Source organism: Acinetobacter sp. TGL-Y2, from assembly GCF_001612555.1.
Classification (GTDB): Bacteria; Pseudomonadota; Gammaproteobacteria; order Pseudomonadales; family Moraxellaceae; genus Acinetobacter.
On the sequence record NZ_CP015110.1, the window covers coordinates 646,494 to 662,918 of the forward strand.

Annotated in this window: 16 protein-coding genes and 2 pseudogenes; 7 read left to right on the forward strand and 11 right to left on the reverse strand. The window is 40.3% G+C overall.

Going from position 1 to position 16,425, the window contains the following annotated elements:
• The first annotated feature begins 7 nt into the window (after positions 1 to 7).
• The gene (gene rsmA / locus AMD27_RS03005; RefSeq protein ID WP_067656181.1) at positions 8 to 820 is read left to right on the forward strand and encodes a 16S rRNA (adenine(1518)-N(6)/adenine(1519)-N(6))-dimethyltransferase RsmA; all 813 of its coding nucleotides are present in this window, start codon (positions 8 to 10) and stop codon (positions 818 to 820) included.
• 1 nt (position 821) lies between these two features.
• Positions 822 to 1,691 carry a symmetrical bis(5'-nucleosyl)-tetraphosphatase gene (locus AMD27_RS03010; protein ID WP_067656183.1) on the forward strand — a complete coding sequence of 290 codons (870 nt, stop codon included), beginning with the start codon at positions 822 to 824 and terminating at the stop codon, positions 1,689 to 1,691.
• A 182-nt stretch (positions 1,692 to 1,873) separates the two neighbouring features.
• On the opposite strand, the gene AMD27_RS03015 is transcribed toward AMD27_RS03010, so the two are convergent.
• From AMD27_RS03015 to hflX, 5 genes are all read right to left on the reverse strand, one after another.
• A complete protein-coding gene (locus AMD27_RS03015) occupies positions 1,874 to 2,329 on the reverse strand; it encodes a DUF2147 domain-containing protein (RefSeq protein ID WP_067656186.1) in 456 nt (151 codons plus the stop codon).
• Between the two features lie 151 nt (positions 2,330 to 2,480).
• A complete protein-coding gene (locus tag AMD27_RS03020) occupies positions 2,481 to 2,930 on the reverse strand; it encodes a DUF2147 domain-containing protein (RefSeq protein ID WP_067662726.1) in 450 nt (149 codons plus the stop codon).
• 93 nt (positions 2,931 to 3,023) lie between these two features.
• Positions 3,024 to 3,698 (reverse strand): LrgB family protein, encoded by a 675-nt coding sequence (locus AMD27_RS03025; RefSeq protein ID WP_067656189.1) that lies wholly within the window; start codon positions 3,696 to 3,698, stop codon positions 3,024 to 3,026.
• Positions 3,699 to 3,707: 9 nt separating this feature from the next.
• Positions 3,708 to 4,079 (reverse strand): hypothetical protein, encoded by a 372-nt coding sequence (locus AMD27_RS03030; RefSeq protein WP_067662729.1) that lies wholly within the window; start codon positions 4,077 to 4,079, stop codon positions 3,708 to 3,710.
• A gap of 42 nt (positions 4,080 to 4,121) precedes the next feature.
• Positions 4,122 to 5,453, reverse strand: a complete 1,332-nt coding sequence (gene hflX, locus AMD27_RS03035; protein WP_067656192.1) for a ribosome rescue GTPase HflX — start codon at positions 5,451 to 5,453, stop codon at positions 4,122 to 4,124.
• Positions 5,454 to 5,838: 385 nt separating this feature from the next.
• Between hflX and AMD27_RS03040 the strand changes: the two genes are divergently transcribed.
• On the forward strand, positions 5,839 to 6,645 hold the full coding sequence (locus AMD27_RS03040; RefSeq protein WP_067656195.1) for a lysophospholipid acyltransferase family protein: 807 nt from the start codon (positions 5,839 to 5,841) through the stop codon (positions 6,643 to 6,645).
• Between the two features lie 200 nt (positions 6,646 to 6,845).
• On the opposite strand, the gene AMD27_RS03045 is transcribed toward AMD27_RS03040, so the two are convergent.
• A complete protein-coding gene (locus AMD27_RS03045; RefSeq protein ID WP_228140695.1) occupies positions 6,846 to 8,468 on the reverse strand; it encodes a phospholipase D family protein in 1,623 nt (540 codons plus the stop codon).
• A 103-nt stretch (positions 8,469 to 8,571) separates the two neighbouring features.
• Between AMD27_RS03045 and AMD27_RS03050 the strand changes: the two genes are divergently transcribed.
• Positions 8,572 to 9,582, forward strand: a complete 1,011-nt coding sequence (locus AMD27_RS03050) for a metallophosphoesterase (RefSeq protein ID WP_067656201.1) — start codon at positions 8,572 to 8,574, stop codon at positions 9,580 to 9,582.
• 72 nt (positions 9,583 to 9,654) lie between these two features.
• Here the strand turns inward: AMD27_RS03050 and AMD27_RS03055 are convergent, their stop codons facing one another.
• Positions 9,655 to 10,968 (reverse strand): MFS transporter, encoded by a 1,314-nt coding sequence (locus AMD27_RS03055; protein ID WP_067656204.1) that lies wholly within the window; start codon positions 10,966 to 10,968, stop codon positions 9,655 to 9,657.
• 143 nt (positions 10,969 to 11,111) lie between these two features.
• On the reverse strand, positions 11,112 to 11,753 hold the full coding sequence (gene trhA, locus AMD27_RS03060; protein WP_067656206.1) for a PAQR family membrane homeostasis protein TrhA: 642 nt from the start codon (positions 11,751 to 11,753) through the stop codon (positions 11,112 to 11,114).
• A gap of 102 nt (positions 11,754 to 11,855) precedes the next feature.
• On the opposite strand from trhA, the gene AMD27_RS03065 reads away from it, so the two are divergent.
• Genes AMD27_RS03065 through AMD27_RS03075 form a run of 3 tightly spaced genes read left to right on the forward strand, consistent with a single transcriptional unit; the run spans position 11,856 to position 14,261 of the window.
• A complete protein-coding gene (locus AMD27_RS03065; protein WP_067656209.1) occupies positions 11,856 to 13,091 on the forward strand; it encodes a class I SAM-dependent methyltransferase in 1,236 nt (411 codons plus the stop codon).
• Positions 13,092 to 13,143: 52 nt separating this feature from the next.
• Complete coding sequence (locus tag AMD27_RS03070) at positions 13,144 to 13,566, forward strand: GNAT family N-acetyltransferase (protein ID WP_067656212.1); 423 nt, start codon at positions 13,144 to 13,146, stop codon at positions 13,564 to 13,566.
• Between the two features lie 23 nt (positions 13,567 to 13,589).
• Positions 13,590 to 14,261, forward strand: a complete 672-nt coding sequence (locus AMD27_RS03075) for an HAD family hydrolase (protein WP_067656215.1) — start codon at positions 13,590 to 13,592, stop codon at positions 14,259 to 14,261.
• 14 nt (positions 14,262 to 14,275) lie between these two features.
• Here AMD27_RS03075 and AMD27_RS03080 read toward each other — a convergent pair.
• From AMD27_RS03080 to AMD27_RS03090, 3 genes and pseudogenes are all read right to left on the reverse strand, one after another.
• Positions 14,276 to 15,129, reverse strand: a pseudogene (locus tag AMD27_RS03080) (patatin-like phospholipase family protein).
• Between the two features lie 5 nt (positions 15,130 to 15,134).
• Entirely contained in the window at positions 15,135 to 15,488 is a 354-nt protein-coding gene (locus AMD27_RS03085; RefSeq protein ID WP_067656218.1) for a hypothetical protein, read from the reverse strand.
• Between the two features lie 128 nt (positions 15,489 to 15,616).
• Positions 15,617 to 16,372, reverse strand: a pseudogene (locus AMD27_RS03090) (IS5 family transposase).
• Between the last annotated feature and the right edge of the window lie 53 nt (positions 16,373 to 16,425).

A 16,425-nucleotide genomic window follows, 5' to 3' on the forward strand; every position in this document is an offset into this window, starting at 1 on the left:
ATGTTTTATGTATCAAATTAATGCCTTAAACCCAAAACAAGAAGGGCACCAGGCTCGTAAACGATTTGGTCAAAACTTTTTACATGACCAACGTGTGATTGCGAAAATTGTGCGTTCAGTCAATCCGCGTCCAGGTCAAAATATTCTAGAGATTGGCCCAGGTTTAGCTGCGTTAACTTCGCCTTTAATCGGTGAGTGTGATGCTTTAACTGTGATCGAACTGGATCGTGATTTGGCGGCAGGTTTACCGGGTCGTGTGCCTCATCCTGAACGTTTAACTATTATTGAAGCGGATGCATTGAAATACGACTATACCGAGCTGTTTGAAGAAGGTCGTCCTTTACGTGTAGTTGGTAATTTACCGTATAACATTTCAACCCCACTACTGTTTCATCTTTTGCAGTTCGGTGACAAAGTTCAAGACATGCATTTTATGTTGCAAAAAGAAGTGGTTGATCGTATTACCGCTGAGCCGAATACCAAAGAATATGGTCGTCTCTCAGTGATGATTCAGTATTTCTGTAAACCGACGTATTTGTTTGAAGTGCCACCGGGTTCATTTAATCCACCACCAAAAGTGACTTCTGCCGTTTTTCGCTTAGAACCTTATGCAACCAAACCAATCATTGCTAAAAATGAAAAAGCGTTGGCACGTTTGGTGTCACATGTCTTTACTCAGCGTCGTAAAACCTTGCGTAATAGCTTAAAAGGTATGTTGGCTGAAGATGGTTTTGAAAAGGCAGGCGTTGATCCAATGGCGCGTCCAGAGACGTTGACTTTGGCTCAATTTGTTGCATTAGCAGACAACATGGTGAATTAAAATGCCTTCAGATCAAATCCGCTACAATTATGTCATTGGTGATGTGCAGGGTTGTTTTGAAGCACTCAAAGCATTGTTGAAAGAGATTAAGTTTGATCCAGATCAAGATTTCATTTGGTTTGCAGGGGATTTGGTCGCACGCGGTGAAAATTCTCTTGGGGTTTTGCGCTTTGTTAAAAAGCTGGTCGATCGTGGTGTTGCTGCAACCGTCTTGGGTAATCATGATTTAACATTGCTGGCTGGTGCACGTGGCATTAAGGCAGTCAAAGAAAAAGACAATACACGTGATGTGATCGACGCGATTGATTCAGATGATTTGATTGACTGGTTACGTAAACAACCTTTATGTTTATTCCCGAATGATCAGACCATTTTGACCCATGCCGGTATCCCCCTGAACTGGACAGCAGAGCAAACAGCTCAGCTCGCAAATGAAGTGGAGCATGTGCTTGGTCATGAAGATTTTGAACAACTCGATGCGTTTCTGTCTGAAATGTATGGCAAAGAGCCCACCTTGTGGTCAAATGATTTACAAGGCAATGCACGTCTACGTTGTATCGTTAATTATTTGACTCGTATGCGGTTAACAGATAGCAATGGACGTCTTGAATTCAGCTTTAAAGACGCTTTAGATGATCCAATGCCTGCAGGATTTAAACCGTGGTTCGAGTTTGAATCTCAGGCGGTAAAAACTCATCAGGTGATTTTTGGACATTGGGCGGCCCTTCAAGGTAAAACGGTGTCAGATAAAATTCAGAATGTAGATGGTGGGTGTGTTTGGGGACATCAGTTGATTGCTTACCGTTTAGAAGATCAACTTTCCATTGCGGTAAATAATCCTTTGTCTGATTCACCCGTTAATTTCGCATAATTCAAATATGAGATGTTTAAGCTTGGCTTTGGCGGAATAGATTAAATATCTGAGCCGGCCTAAAGTTTAAAAATTGAGTGATTGGGGAATGGATTTTTTATATTGATTCAATAAAAAGCGAGATTTATATCGTTCATTAAAGCGTATATAGTGTTAAAAAAGCCACATCATGTGGCTTTTTATTATTGAACAGCAGTGTTTCTAATCCACGTTTGGCTACGACCGATCGCAGAAATACCGACGTAGCCACGCATTTGCAGACGATTACCATTTGGGCTTAACTTGGCATTCATGGAGTAAATTTTACCCGAGAGTGGGTCTAAAATTTTACCACTATTGTACATATTGCCTTTATCAAACTTTAAACCTTTGAGCACATCCAAACCAAGTATTGGCTTGTTGGTGTAGGGTGCAGGACAGTTAATACAGGTCTCTTTTGGCGTATAGCCTTCGCGTGGAGTGACTTTAATAATTTTACCCGTGTAGGTACCATTGGCTTCTTTACGGATTTCAATATGTGCTTTGGATGTTCCAGTTTTGTCATCGATATGACGCCAAACTCCAGAGATATCTTGCGCCATGACGGAGGTGCTGATCAAGCCAAAGCCTAAAACAGCAAATAGTATTTTCTTTATCATTTCAGTTCCATTGATTGATATAGGTAAGCGGATTGGTATTGATCTTTAAATGTGTGGTTAAAAAAAAACCAATATCAGCTTAAGTTAAAGGATATTTTTATTTTTAACAAGTCGTTGAGTTAAATAAAGCCACTGTGCGTGGCTTTATTTTTTAGTTTTGTCGAATCCAGGTTTGACTTCGTCCTAGGGTAGAAACCCCGATATAAGCTTTGACTGTAAGACGGGTACCCGCAGTATTCATTTTCACTTTGGCCGAATAAATTTTACCTGCCAAGGGGTCAATAATTTGACCTTTTTCATAGTTATTCGAATTATTGACCGGAATCAATCCTTTTAAAATATCCATGCCTAAAATTGCTTGATTGGTGTAAGGTGCTGGACATTTATTACACTGCGCGCGCGGGGTATAGCCTGGGCGAGGTGTGATTTTAATAATCTTACCCGTATAAGTATTATTCACCTCTTTGCGGATTTGAATGACTGCCTTAGGTGCACCGCTTTTATCATCAATCTGTTGCCAAATTCCTGAAATATCTTGAGCGAAAGTTGTTCCACTGAATAAAGAAAAACCAAGTACTAAACCCAGTATATTGAATTTCATTCTTTTTTGTCCCATGTGCTAAAAGCAATAAATATCATGCTCCATAATAAGATGAAAAAATATGCTAATCAATCACATGAATAGTGATGCATTTCATACTTTATTAAGATACAGTATAAGGGTTGGCAGCCAGAGTGCGGTAAATACGGCATTAACTGCCATACCAAAGGCGGCATAACGACCAGCGATACTTCCACGTTGCCATGCTTGCGCCGTTCCAATGGCATGGGCTGCGAGTCCCAAGGCTAAACCAGAAGCACGTTCATCATTTATATGTCTTAAAATAAGCGGTGAAAAAGCAGCACCAATGACCCCTGAAAGAATCACGATGAGAATCGCCAAACTGATCGGTGCATCGAGTAAGGTCGCAATGTTAATTGCAATTGGTGTGGTCACCGCACGTGTCGCGAATGCCATGATGGTGGAATCTGCCATATGTAATAAATAAGCCAAACTCATTGGTAAAGCCACAGCACTTAAACTGGCAAAGATCAAAATCCCAATAATGCCTTTTAAAGGTAAATCGTCATAGCGCATTGCAGCTAAAGGAATTGCCAAAGCCACGGTGACATAACCCAGTAAATGATTAAATAATGGATTAACCTCTGCCATATAAGACTCATAAGGAATGCCGACCAGCATTAAAAAACCAATAACAAAGCACATTCCGAAAACCAGTACGGGAATTTGAGGAATTTTTTTATTGAAAGGTTTGGCAACCAAATAGGCAACTAAAGTCAGTAGAAAACCATAAAGTACAGTCAGCATTGTGATCTCCTATAACCAGCGTTTGGCCATTTTGGCGTAAATCCATAATGGAATTAAGGTGCTGACGGTAAGCACCACCAAAAAAAGTGGAATTTCTTTTCCCATGTGAAGCAGCATCATCAGTGAGCCCGCGCTGATGGGTAAAAATGCAAAAGCACTTTCCTTCATGATTTTATTATTCACATCGACAATACGGATAGGGACACTTTTCCATTTGCGCCATATAAATAATACCACCAGCAAGCTAAGCAGTCCCACCAAATTACCCAGTTCAGGACGATTCAGTTGGGTCATTAACCAAACCGAAGCTTCTCGAAACCCGATAATCAAAATGAGTAGACCAATCCATGCTGGCCAATCGATACTTTTAATAAATTGCATAATTTTTAAACTTTTAATTGCACTTATCACGTTTTAACGCATTTAATCTTCGATTTCAAACTCTTCTAGAGGTCTTTTAAATTGTTCCGCCTTCATACCCAAGATTTCATCAAGAGGTAAGTGGGCTTGTCGAATCAATTGCTCAAGTTTTTGCGGAGCCATATTCACCCTTAAAATGAGATGACCGAGATCATCATGACGTTCAGCTTGAATTACATTTAATGCATAAAGCTGGGTACGAAGTTTGCCGTATTCAGGCTTCAGTACCACATCAAAGCTTTGAATCTGCCCCATGAGGCACTCTTGAACCGCTTGCTTAAGTAAATCTAAGCCTTGACTTGAATGAGCCGATACATAGACACGATCGGGTTGATGCGGTTTGGCATAAATGATTTTCGCATCTTCACCAGATTGATCAATTTTGTTGTAAACCCGAAGAATCGGCACGTCTGTACCAATTTCCTTAAGCACTTTTTCAACGGCTTCAATTTGCTCCAACATGTCAGGGCTACTTGAATCGATCACATGCAGCAGTAAGGTCGCTTCTAGTGTTTCTTCAAGCGTGGCTTTAAATGAGTCGACCAAAGCATGCGCAAGGTTACGCACGAAACCTACTGTATCTGCAAGTACCAGCGCGCCTATGCCATCCCAATTTAAACGGCGTAAGGTAGGGTCCAATGTTGCAAACAATTGATCTGCCGCATAAACATCGCTTTCTGCGAGAATATTAAACAGGGTTGATTTGCCCGCATTGGTATAACCGACCAAAGATACGGTGGGGATAGAGGCTTTTTGACGCGCTGCACGACCTTGAATACGGGTTAAACGCACTTTTTCTAATTTTTCTTTGAGTTGACTGATGCGTAAACGGAGCAGTCGACGGTCGGTTTCGAGTTGTGTCTCACCTGGACCACGTAAGCCAATCCCGCCTTTTTGACTATCCAGTCCCATGCGACCACCGACCAGACGTGAGGACAAATGATCAAGCTGAGCCAGCTCAACCTGTAGCTTTCCTTCATGCGTTCGCGCACGCTGCGCGAAAATATCTAAAATGAGGCGAGTACGATCAATGACGCGGCACTGAATAACACGTTCTAGGTTACGTTCTTGGGAAGGGCTAAGTGAGTGATCAAAAATCACGATATCGGCTTCAATGGCTTTGACCAATTCTGCAATTTCTTCTGCCTTACCTGAGCCGATAAAATATTTAGGGTCAGGCTTCACGCGTTGAGCTTGAACATGTTCAAGAATGTCAGCACCTGCTGATTTTGCCAGTAATCGAAATTCTTCTTGATCAAGGTCTTGCAGTATTTGTACAGAAACACTGACTAAGACAGCGCGTTCACTTCCTTGATGTTGCTCAAAATCTTCCACTCAGGCCTAACTCCACTTCAAAATTGTATTTTAGTGGAAATTCACCTGCTCGGGTGAATTAGATACCAATTAACCTAATTGTGACTGAAACAGTCGCACAAAACCAAATAGACACAGCACCATAAACATCACATTGATGAAAATATAGAACAGTGCATGAGGGATAGATAAAGAACACGGTTCTGATTGAGCAGGGATATTGATCATTATGATAAATCTATATTTTCGATTAATTTATAATAATTGATTTAATTATTGAATTAAAATTGAATTTATTAATCGGGCTTTTCGGTTTTTATAATCAATGCAAGGATGCTTGGAAACGTATAGAATATTTGAAAATGAACGATAAAAAGCCAACAGGGCTTTGATTAGTGAAGAATCTATGACTCAGGTAATACCCCAAAAATTGAATATTTTTACTAAACCATGGCTTTATACTCGAAAAATTGCTGCAGGTACTGCGGCAGTGACCGAAGGTTTTTATCTGATTTTCAGACATCAAATGTATCAGCAGCCAAATAATCCAAACAATACGCGCTACGTACAACATTTTTGTCGCCGTCTATGTCAGGTGTTTAATATTGAGGTGCAAGTCCATGGCGAAATTCCAAGACAGCCAGCGCTTTGGGTTAGCAATCATATTTCTTGGTTAGATATTGCGGTGTTGGGCTCAAGCGCGCGGGTATTTTTTTTAGCAAAAGCTGAAATCGAAAATTGGCCAATTTTTGGGAAATTGGCAAAAGGTGGCGGAACGCTGTTTATTAAACGCGGTTCAGGAGACTCGATCCGGATTAAAGAACAAATCACGGAATTCTTAAAACAAGATATTCCAGTGCTGTTTTTCCCAGAAGCCACCACCACGGACGGCAGTACAGTCAAAAAAGTTCATGGACGTATATTGGCAGCTGCAATTGACGCCAATAAGCCTGTTCAAGTGTGTTTGATTTGCTATGTCAATAAACAAGGCGAGCTTGATAGCATCGCGCCGTATATCGGCAATATTCGTTTTGCCGATCATGTCAAAGCGATGCTCGAGATGTCAAAAGTTGTTGCCCACTTGAAAGCTTTGCCTGCAATTGATGTAGAAGGACATACTGTGGATAGCTTAACCAAGTTGGTACAGGAAAAAATGCGACAGGGTTTGGCAGAGTTGCAACAGGCCGTTTTAGTTAAAGCTGAAATAGAATGAGATATGAATGGGGCTTAATGCTTGCAAACTTTCTTCCAGAAAATATAGACATCTGACAAGTGATCAACGCTAGAATTAAAGGTTGATCAAGAAAAATAAGGCCGAACATCAGCCTTATTTTTACTCAAAATTTTATAAAAATTATATTCCAATTGGATAAAGGTTTAAATAAAGATCTGCATAAATGGATGAAGTTGCCTTTACATGAAACCTTCAATCGGTAACCATGAAATAACTTTAATCCCTGCTTTTTGCCACCATTTCATTTTTGGCTCAGACGTTAAAGTCTTTATGCCAGCAGGTGTGCTGTGCTCCCAATTAATGTTGTTCTTCGAGTCTAAAACCAATTTATAGGCGTACTTCTTTAGATTGGCATCCATAGTCTTATGCACGGCATCCGCCAGTGGCTTGCTGTCTAAAATCACTCCAATTTCAGTATTTAAATTGGCTGAGCGTGGATCAAAGTTAAACGAGCCAATAAACACCTGTTTGTCATCCAGTGTCATCATTTTGGCATGAAGACTTGAACGGCTGAGACCCTTGAGGCTGACTTTAGATTCTTTTGAGATTTGCGGATTATTTTTGTTTTGAAATTCTTCAGGAATTGCAGGCAAGAACTCATACAGCTGTACGCCATTTTTAAGCAAGTCTTCACGGTACTTTGCATAAAATGCATGCACCAATGCGACATCATTGGCTTTAAAGGAGTTGGTGAGCACACGAACTTGCACCCCAGACTGTGCCAATGCACTTAAACGTTGTTCGCCTTTTTTCTCGGGTACAAAGTAAGCTGAAATAATATCGACCGTTTCCTCAGGTTTTTCTAAACGTCCCACTAGTTGAAAGTTGAGATGCTCTTCCTTTTTAGCTTTGGCATTGATCTTTTCTGGCGAGTCTTTAATCACTTGTGCTTTGACCCAATCGAGTTGAATATCATGATTTAACCAATGATCAAAGTCGTGGGTTCTGTTGCTCAAGTCTAAATAGTTTTGAACTGAAATTTCTCGATAATGCTGGCTGAGCTGTGCTTTTAAGCTGTCATAACGCAAGGTATATTGTTGATGATTGACAATATTTCGCACAGGATAAGCAAAACTATGGTTCCAGTATTCGTCAAATGAGTGAGTAATGTCATCGACTGCATGTCCAACCAACATCACATCGACATCTGAAAATTGGTAACTGTCACTGACGTTATAATATTGATTACTCATATTACGCCCGCCAATCAAGGTAATTTGATTGTCGGCTGTAAACGTTTTGTTATGCATTCGACGGTTAATACGCTTTAAATCTAAGACCATATCGACAGGTCTAAAGCGCCGAAACTTATAGGGGTTAAACAGTTTTACATCGATATTTTGATGTTGATCCAAAGCCAAATAAATGCTTTCCATCGCTTTGGCATTATTATCATCCATCAGTAAACGAACTTTGACACCACGGTCAGCTGCTTGAATAATTTTATAAAGTGCCAGTGCTCCAACTTTATCATTATCCCAAATATAATATTGTAAATCTAAGGTTTTTTCTGCTTTATCAATCAGTTGGATGCGTGCAGCAATCGCTTCCAAAGGTTCGTATAAAATATGATATCCGGTCAATTCCGGGTATTGTATTTTAAGCGGATTGATAATCTTCGCCAAAGGAGTCTGATCGGTTTCAATATCATAAGCAAATTGTGGTGTGATCGGCTGTTGTTTGGGTAAAGTCGTACACGCAGGCAAGCCAAAGATCAAACATGAACTTAAAATGAAGACGGCTTTACCAGATGTCTTCGGTTTGTGAGCCAATTGCGGTAATTGGTTCGTGTTGTTGTTCATGTCTTGCATATCTATGTCTGAGAACTCGCTAGGCTAGAGTATAATTGGCTGGCGTCTAAAGATAAATAAAGTGATCCGACGTTCATCGTCTAAGAGATTAAATATGCTTACCATCAACATCATCCTAAACGGATTTTATATCAGCTTTGCAATGCTTGCCATATGGGGCATTGGGCAGGCTTGGCTGAGTCAATCTCGAACTGAAACGATCCATCCGTTTAAAGCATTCGTACATTTGTTGGCATTTTACTTATCTTATTTATTAATTCCACTGTTCTTCTTTAGTATTTTTGCAGGATGGATTGGATATTTTTCACTCCATCAAAGTATATTCGTTTTCCTACTCAGTGGCTTACTGATTTATGCACGTTTTATCGAACCACATTCAATTAAAATAAATCATGTGCAGTATACACTCAGTTCAGACCAGCCTTTTGCTCGTCCTGTCCGTGTTGCTCTTATTGCAGATTTGCATATTGGTTTATTTTCAGGGCATGAGCGTCAGCTACGTATGATTGTAGACAAAATTAATCAGCAAAAGCCCGATTTTGTCGTGGTTGCTGGGGATTGGACGTATGAGCCTGAAAATAAACTCGCAGAAGAGTTGGCGGTATTAAAAAACATTCAAGCACCGGTCTATTCGGTGAATGGTAATCATGATGAACAATATCCCGGTCCTCCGATTCAAGAACTTTTAAGACACGCCCTTGAAGTGAATAATGTCATGGATATCGAAGGGAAGATTGTTGAATTTGATGATTTTCGTTTAATTGGTGTCGGTGACTTGTGGGCAGGCAAAGCGGATATGCGTTATATGCCAGAGCTTCCACAAGACAAGCCTTGGCTGATTTTGTCGCATAATCCCGATACAGTCGATATGGTGCCTAAACTGCCCACCCATCCTTTAATGCTCTCTGGGCACACACATGGCGGTCAAGTTGAACTGCCGTGGTTAACCGATTATGTGATGAAGAAAGTCTCGATATTGGGGCACAAACGCGGTCTGTATCAGCATGATCATGCCAACGTTTTTGTGTCAGTCGGAACGGGGATGGTCGGTGTGCCTTTTCGTTTTCGCGCCCCCCCAATGATTGATATTATTGAATTGAGTTAGTGGATGAAAATCCCTTGAATTGAGTGAAAAAAGCCGGCAATTAAGCCGGCTTTTTTAAAGTGTTAAATACACTTAAATTTGATTATTGACATCATCATTTTTGGTTTCACGAATCATTAAGAATGCGACTAATGACAGTAATGAAGCTGCCGTTAAGTAGTAACCAACCGCATATAAACCGTAGGTAGTTGCCAATTTGGTTGCAATCAGTGGAGCGAATGACGCACCAAAAATACCCGCCATATTGAAGGTTAAAGCTGAACCCGTATAACGAACTGAGGTAGGGAAAATTTCAGACAGTACTGTACCAATTGGACCATAGGTTAAGCCCATAATCGCTAAACCAATACACAAGAATAAGAACACCACCAGTGTGCTGCCTGATTCAAGTAAATCCGCAAAGAATAGACCGAAAATCGCAGAAATGACACATACCCCAATTGAGGTTGCTCGGCGACCAAATTTTTCAGCAAGCACTGCAGACAGTGGAATAAATGCCGCAAAACATAGCGTTGCCACCAGCTGAAGTTTTAAGAATTCTTCACGGCTATAGCCCAGCTTGGTGGTACCCCATTGTAATGCAAATACGGTGGTTAAGTAGAACACCACAAAGGTACAGATGGCAGCAATGGTCCCTAAAACTAACATGCGTGAATGTTTTTTGAAGACTTGAATAAAAGGAACGTTCACTTCTTTTTGTTTGTCTAACACGTTTTGGAACGCAGGTGTTTCATGTAGTTTTAAACGAATCCAAAGTCCGACAATCACAAGTAATGCACTTGAGATAAACGGAATACGCCAGCCCCATTGCATAAAGTCTTGTTCAGACATAAGCGCACCCAGCGTTAAGAATGAACCTGTTGCAAGAATGAAACCGATTGGCGCACCGAGTTGTGGAAACATGCCATACCAAGCACGTTTACCTTCAGGTGCATTTTCTGTTGCTAAAAGTACTGCACCACTCCATTCACCGCCCAGACCCAAACCTTGACCTAAGCGACACAGTGCAAGTAATAATGGCGCAAAAATACCAATTTGAGCGTATGTCGGCAATAGACCGATACATACTGTTGAAATCCCCATGGTGAGCAGTGCGGCAACTAAAGTTGCTTTACGCCCAATACGATCTCCCAAATGTCCAAATAATGCAGCACCGATCGGGCGGGCAATAAAGGCAATCGCAAACGTGGCTAAAGACTGAATGGTCGCCGTCATTGGATCCGTGCTTGCTGCGAAGAACAAGTAAGGGAAAATAATGACTGCCGCAGTCGCATAAATATAAAAATCGAAGAATTCGATCGTCGTACCTACAAGGCTTGCTGTAAGTACACGTGTTTTTGAGTTAGCGGGTTGAACTGCCGCTGTATTTGAGTTTAATGACGCCATGATGAACCTTACACTTACTAAAAATAAAAGAAATTAGTTTTAAAAGCGTCATCTTTTTAAAAAAGGCGTAATTTTTTAAAAAAACACGAACTCCCAAATGAATCCACGGTTTTAGGGTGACTAAAGAGTGTGGATAAAATGAGCTATATCACGTAAAGATAAATCGCGAAGAAATGTGATCCCGCACCAATCAGTACAAAAATATGCCAGATAGCGTGTGTATATCTTACCTTTTTTAATGCATAAAACAATGCGCCAATAGTGTAAGCCAGTCCACCAATGATGAGAAGGGTTAAACTTTGATCGCTTAAATATTGTTTCATATCATCCATGACCAAGAGCGCAAGCCAGCCCATGACCAGATAAGCAATCAGCGAAACTTTCTGAAAACGATGAATGAAAACCAATTTGAATAAGGTGCCAATGGCAGCAATCACCCAAAGTGCAATCAATAAATAATCTGCTTTGGCTGTAGGCAGTGCAATCGATAGAAAAGGCGTGTATGTACCTGCGATTAAATAATAAATCGCAGTGTGATCCAGTTTTTTATAAAACTGACGTCGCTGTTCAACTTTGGCAAAATGGTACAGGGTTGAGCTACTAAAAAGCAAAATCATACTGAGACCGTATACCCATAAACCAATGTATTGCCCTGTAGGTAAATAACTGCCTTTGACCAACATCATAATAGTGGCCACAACGGCCAGAATTGCACCAAGGGCATGACTGAGCGCATTGATCTGCTCTTCACGAGGGTCGTAACTCTGAAGGGTTGCTGAACTCATAGCGGATTAAATTCTTGAAAAACACCAAATCATCATAATGAAGTTTTACCTTTAAAGTAAGACGCTTTAAAATACAGGCCTAGATTGATTTGAGTTTTGCATATGTCACAGATGGCTTCTTTGTTTCCAGAGGAACAACAATTTTTGGATGCTGTACAGCAAGCCATTGAAACCCAAACCATTGATCGACTGATTTTGAGTCAATATCGTGGTGATATTGCAGATTTAGAAAAAATAACCTGTCGTGTGATTCAATTACAAAATGAGCAAGTTTTAAATTGTCTGTATCGTCATAAAACCCAAGATGTCACTAAAAACTATCTACTGTCTGAAGCAAAGGCTGTGATTAAAGACTTATCTAGCTCATGTAAACAAGCGAATTTGTTCACAGTCGATGAAGAGCTACAACTGAAGAAAAATAAGAAAAAGGCATTGTTAACCAGAACTGTTTTGACCAAAATAACTCAAACTGCGTCCACACAGACAGGACAGGTGCAGCAAGGTCATGATCGTATAAAACATCGTTATGTTGATCAAGATCGCGTGTTTTTACAGCATCTCGGCATTACAGATCAGAAAGCGCAAATCATTCCGAGCATGGCAAGGAAGTGGAAGCAAATTAATAAATTTGTCGAGATTTTTGCAGGTGCTTTGACGCATATTGAGCAAAAAGAGCAAGCGCTAAAAGTGGTCGACTTTGGTTCAGGTAAAGGGTATCTGACCTGCGCCTTATATGATTATTTGGATCAAAATCTAGAGACGCCTTTTGTAACGGGAGTCGAACTGAATCCTAAAATGGTCGAATTTTGTCAAAATGTGGCACAAGCATCAAACTATACCCAGTTGGATTTTTTCCAAGGCGATGTTCGAACGTATTCGCCTGAACATTTAGATGTGATGATTGCGCTACATGCCTGTGATGTCGCAACCGATTTCGCCATTCATACCGGTATTCGTTTAAATGCACAAATGATTATGTGTGCGCCGTGTTGCCACAAAGAACTGCGTCCACAAATGCAAAGTCCGCAAGTGTTAAAACCCATGCTCCAGTTTGGTATTCATGCTGGGCAACAAGCAGAAATGTTGACCGATACCATTCGTGCGTTGTTACTCAAAGCCTATGGTTATGAAACCAAAGTTTTCGAATTCGTGGCCTTGGAACATACCAGTAAAAATAAAATGATTTTGGCCACCAAACGTAAAAATTATGAAACACCGGACGCCGAAGTTCTGGCACAGATTGTCGCTCTAAAGCAGATGTATGGGATTCAAAAACACTCTTTAGAACTGCTGCTCAATGATCAGTGGGATCAGCAAAATCTGGGTGAAAAATGTTAATTTGAGTGCCTAAGAGCAGTGATAGACTGCTCTTTTTGATGAGGGAAATGTCATGTCTAAATTCAACATTGTTTCAGCAGATTGGGCAACGCTAAAGCAAGATGCTCAATATATTCGTGAGTTGGTGTTTATTCAGGAACAGCAGATTGATGCGATAGATGAATGGGATGCGCAAGATCCAATATCTTTACATTTTGTGGTGTATGGCGACTTAAAGCCGATTGCGACGGCACGATTATTGGACAACAACAGCATTGGACGAGTTGCTGTTTTAAAGGAATATCGTGGACAAGGGATTGGAAAGATTTTGATGTTGGATATTATTCAACAAGCTAAAATTCAAAAAAGAGAAACTTTAAAACTGTCTGCTCAAGTCCACGCCATCGCATTTTATCAACGTTTAGGTTTTAAAGCTGAAGGTGCTGAATATTTAGATTGTGGTATTCCTCATAGGGATATGACTTTAATCTTTTAAAGCCTTCAAAATATGGAATCCCTATGACCAAAAACAAAGATATTCATGCTGTCATTTTTGATTTAGATCAGACACTTTTAGATCGTGAAAGTTCCTTAGAAAAATTTTTAGATTGGCAAATCAATTTTTTTCAAATTGTACCTCAGCAAAAAAAGAAGGCGTTTATAAACAGGTTTATGAAGCTTGACTGTCATGGATCAGTTTGGAAAGATAGTGTTTATACACAACTGATCAAAGAATTTTCTTTAACGCAATCTGTTGATACCTTACTGCGAAGTTATATTGAAGATTTTAATCAGTTTGCGACTGCATTTGAAGGTGTGGAACTTGCGATAAAAACGCTATACCAACAAGGCTATCGATTAGGATTAATTTCGAATGGTCGATCACCTTTTCAAGAAAATAACTTTAAGGCTTTAGGATTGAATGAGTTTTTCAGTAGCGTGCTCGTCTCTGAAGCGATAGGGATAAGAAAACCTGATCCTGAAATTTTCAATAGGTCATGTCTGCAACTGAATACTGCGCCAGAACACTGTGTTTTTATTGGAGATAATGAAATTGCTGATATTCAAGGTGCGCACAAAGCCGGAATGAAGACGATTTATTTTAATCAAAACCCGAATAAGCGTTCGCAACTTTCAAATGAAAATTTACATTACTTTAAAGATTTAGATCTCATCATTTCAAACTTATAAAAAAGAGATCGTATTTAAACAATTTCACTATTCCAGCGCTCTATGGCTTTTGCACCTGTTTCTAAACCGACTTGATAGCTGTATTGCAGAAACGATCTGCAAGCCGCTTGTCATTCGGTGGGCAAATTTCAAGAATGCGCTGTGGGATATGCTCTTGAGTAGATTGACGTACAAAATTCACCGCTTCATTATAACGAGCACAGCGGTTTTTCAAACTTGAAGCAAAACCTTGATGTTTTTTTACCACGTATTTTGCTAAAAACTCATCACCTTTTGAGCTGGCTTTAAAATAATCCTGTGGGCGAGTACGAAGCACCAAAAGATTTTGCACATGGCTTTGCTCAGCTGCCCATTTCACAGGTAATGCATCGGCAACGCCACCATCAAAATAAGGCTCACCCATAATGTTAACGGCTTGACGGGTTAAAACCGGAATAGAGCTTGAGGCACGTAAAGCGTCAATTAAAGTATCCTGACCGGCATGCAAATATTCAGCACGACCTGTTCTTGCATGAGTCAGCACTGTATAGAAATCAGGATTGTTGGCAAATAACGCCTGCTGGTCGAGCGGATTTTCACGTTCAACCACTTCCCACATCCACTGCATATCCAGAAGATCACCGCCTTTAAAAAAGCGACCATACCGAATAAATTCAGGACGTAGGGAGTGATCTAAATAGAGTTCAATATTGCGACCCTTTTGACCGGCTAAAAAGTTAGCAACATTGGTTGAGCCAGAAGACACACCCACGTAGAGATCAAAAGGATTGAAGTTGTTTTCTAAAAAAGCATCCAGCACGCCACAGGTAAACGCCCCGCGCATGCCGCCGCCTTCGACCACCAATGCATTACGATGAAATATGCTCATCAGCATTAATGACCATGAGTTGTACCTTGAGCGTGTTCAGCATTGTCATTCGACATTGCCGCATGTTCTTCTGCACTCATATTATGCTGAGTAACCGATGCTTCAGTCGATGCTGCGGCATTAGCTTCACGCGCAAGTTTCTGTTTTTCAGCTTCGGCTAAATCTTCTGCAGACATGACAGGAGAATCTTTAAAAGCATGGTGTTGACTGGTCTCTTTATTTTTCTGACTTGGCATGTAATCAGGTTCATTTGAAATGGCCGCATAAAAAATAATCATGAAAATGATACTTAAAATGATAGCAATGATTAAGGCTTTCCAGCCCCAAGGCGATTTTTCAGGAGAAGAGTGATCAGTCATAGGTACATACCCAGCAGTTAAATTGCATCTTTATTAGGTAACTTTATAACACAGATTGGCACTAAAACTGACCTAAAAGCATAAACACCTATTTTTTTATGGGATTAATAAAACATTAGGGTCTGTCCTCATTTGGATTTACACCAAATGAATGAGCAAGCCAAAAATAACATTGATTTGTAATTACGAGCTAACTTTTCAAAACGAGTGGCAATACCCCGGAAATGTTTTAAGCGAGCAAACGCATTTTCAACGAGATGTCTTAATCCATAAAGATAATGATCAAATTCAACGTTTACTTTCTTACTATTAGATTTTCTTGGAATGATCGGAATCATATGATGATTTCGAGCAACTTCCCGGATATTCTCTGAATCATAGCCTTTGTCTGCAATCAAATACTCTGCTTCACCCACCAATTCAATTAATTGGCTTGCAACTTGACTGTCGTGGACTTCACCGCCAGTGATTTCAAAATCAATCGGATATCCACTCGCATCGACGGCAAGGTGAATTTTTGTAGTCGCTCCACCTCTTGATTTTCCAATTGCTCTCTCTTCACCATGCCGAGCTCCACTTGCATGCTGATGCGCGCGGATATAGCTTCCGTCAATGAATACCCATTCTTTATCCAATACGCCTCGTAATTTAAAAACAAATTCTCCCAGAGCCCTTTGTTCGCCCAACGATTAAACCGGTTGTAAGCCGTTTGCCATGGGCAAAGATCTTCAGGAACATCACGCCAAGGAGCACCAGTGCGAAGCTTCCATAGGATGGCTTCCATAATATTCTTACTATTACTTACGTGAACGATAACAGCCATAAAATTGCATAGTTTGTTGGATTTGGTTCCAAATTTCGTCTGTGATGACTCTACGTGACATGATCTGAAGCTTAATTCTAGACAACGAGTTAAGCTATTTTAATAGAATGAAAC

Coding starts and splice junctions, on each gene's coding strand:
- rsmA (WP_067656181.1), top strand. CDS start 8: ATGTATCAAATTAATGCCTTAAACCCAAAACAAGAAGGGCACCAGGCT.
- AMD27_RS03010 (WP_067656183.1), top strand. CDS start 822: ATGCCTTCAGATCAAATCCGCTACAATTATGTCATTGGTGATGTGCAG.
- AMD27_RS03015 (WP_067656186.1), bottom strand. CDS start 2,329: ATGATAAAGAAAATACTATTTGCTGTTTTAGGCTTTGGCTTGATCAGC.
- AMD27_RS03020 (WP_067662726.1), bottom strand. CDS start 2,930: ATGAAATTCAATATACTGGGTTTAGTACTTGGTTTTTCTTTATTCAGT.
- AMD27_RS03025 (WP_067656189.1), bottom strand. CDS start 3,698: ATGCTGACTGTACTTTATGGTTTTCTACTGACTTTAGTTGCCTATTTG.
- AMD27_RS03030 (WP_067662729.1), bottom strand. CDS start 4,079: ATGCAATTTATTAAAAGTATCGATTGGCCAGCATGGATTGGTCTACTC.
- AMD27_RS03040 (WP_067656195.1), top strand. CDS start 5,839: ATGACTCAGGTAATACCCCAAAAATTGAATATTTTTACTAAACCATGG.
- AMD27_RS03045 (WP_228140695.1), bottom strand. CDS start 8,468: ATGAACAACAACACGAACCAATTACCGCAATTGGCTCACAAACCGAAG.
- AMD27_RS03050 (WP_067656201.1), top strand. CDS start 8,572: ATGCTTACCATCAACATCATCCTAAACGGATTTTATATCAGCTTTGCA.
- AMD27_RS03055 (WP_067656204.1), bottom strand. CDS start 10,968: ATGGCGTCATTAAACTCAAATACAGCGGCAGTTCAACCCGCTAACTCA.
- trhA (WP_067656206.1), bottom strand. CDS start 11,753: ATGAGTTCAGCAACCCTTCAGAGTTACGACCCTCGTGAAGAGCAGATC.
- AMD27_RS03065 (WP_067656209.1), top strand. CDS start 11,856: ATGTCACAGATGGCTTCTTTGTTTCCAGAGGAACAACAATTTTTGGAT.
- AMD27_RS03070 (WP_067656212.1), top strand. CDS start 13,144: ATGTCTAAATTCAACATTGTTTCAGCAGATTGGGCAACGCTAAAGCAA.
- AMD27_RS03075 (WP_067656215.1), top strand. CDS start 13,590: ATGACCAAAAACAAAGATATTCATGCTGTCATTTTTGATTTAGATCAG.
- AMD27_RS03085 (WP_067656218.1), bottom strand. CDS start 15,488: ATGACTGATCACTCTTCTCCTGAAAAATCGCCTTGGGGCTGGAAAGCC.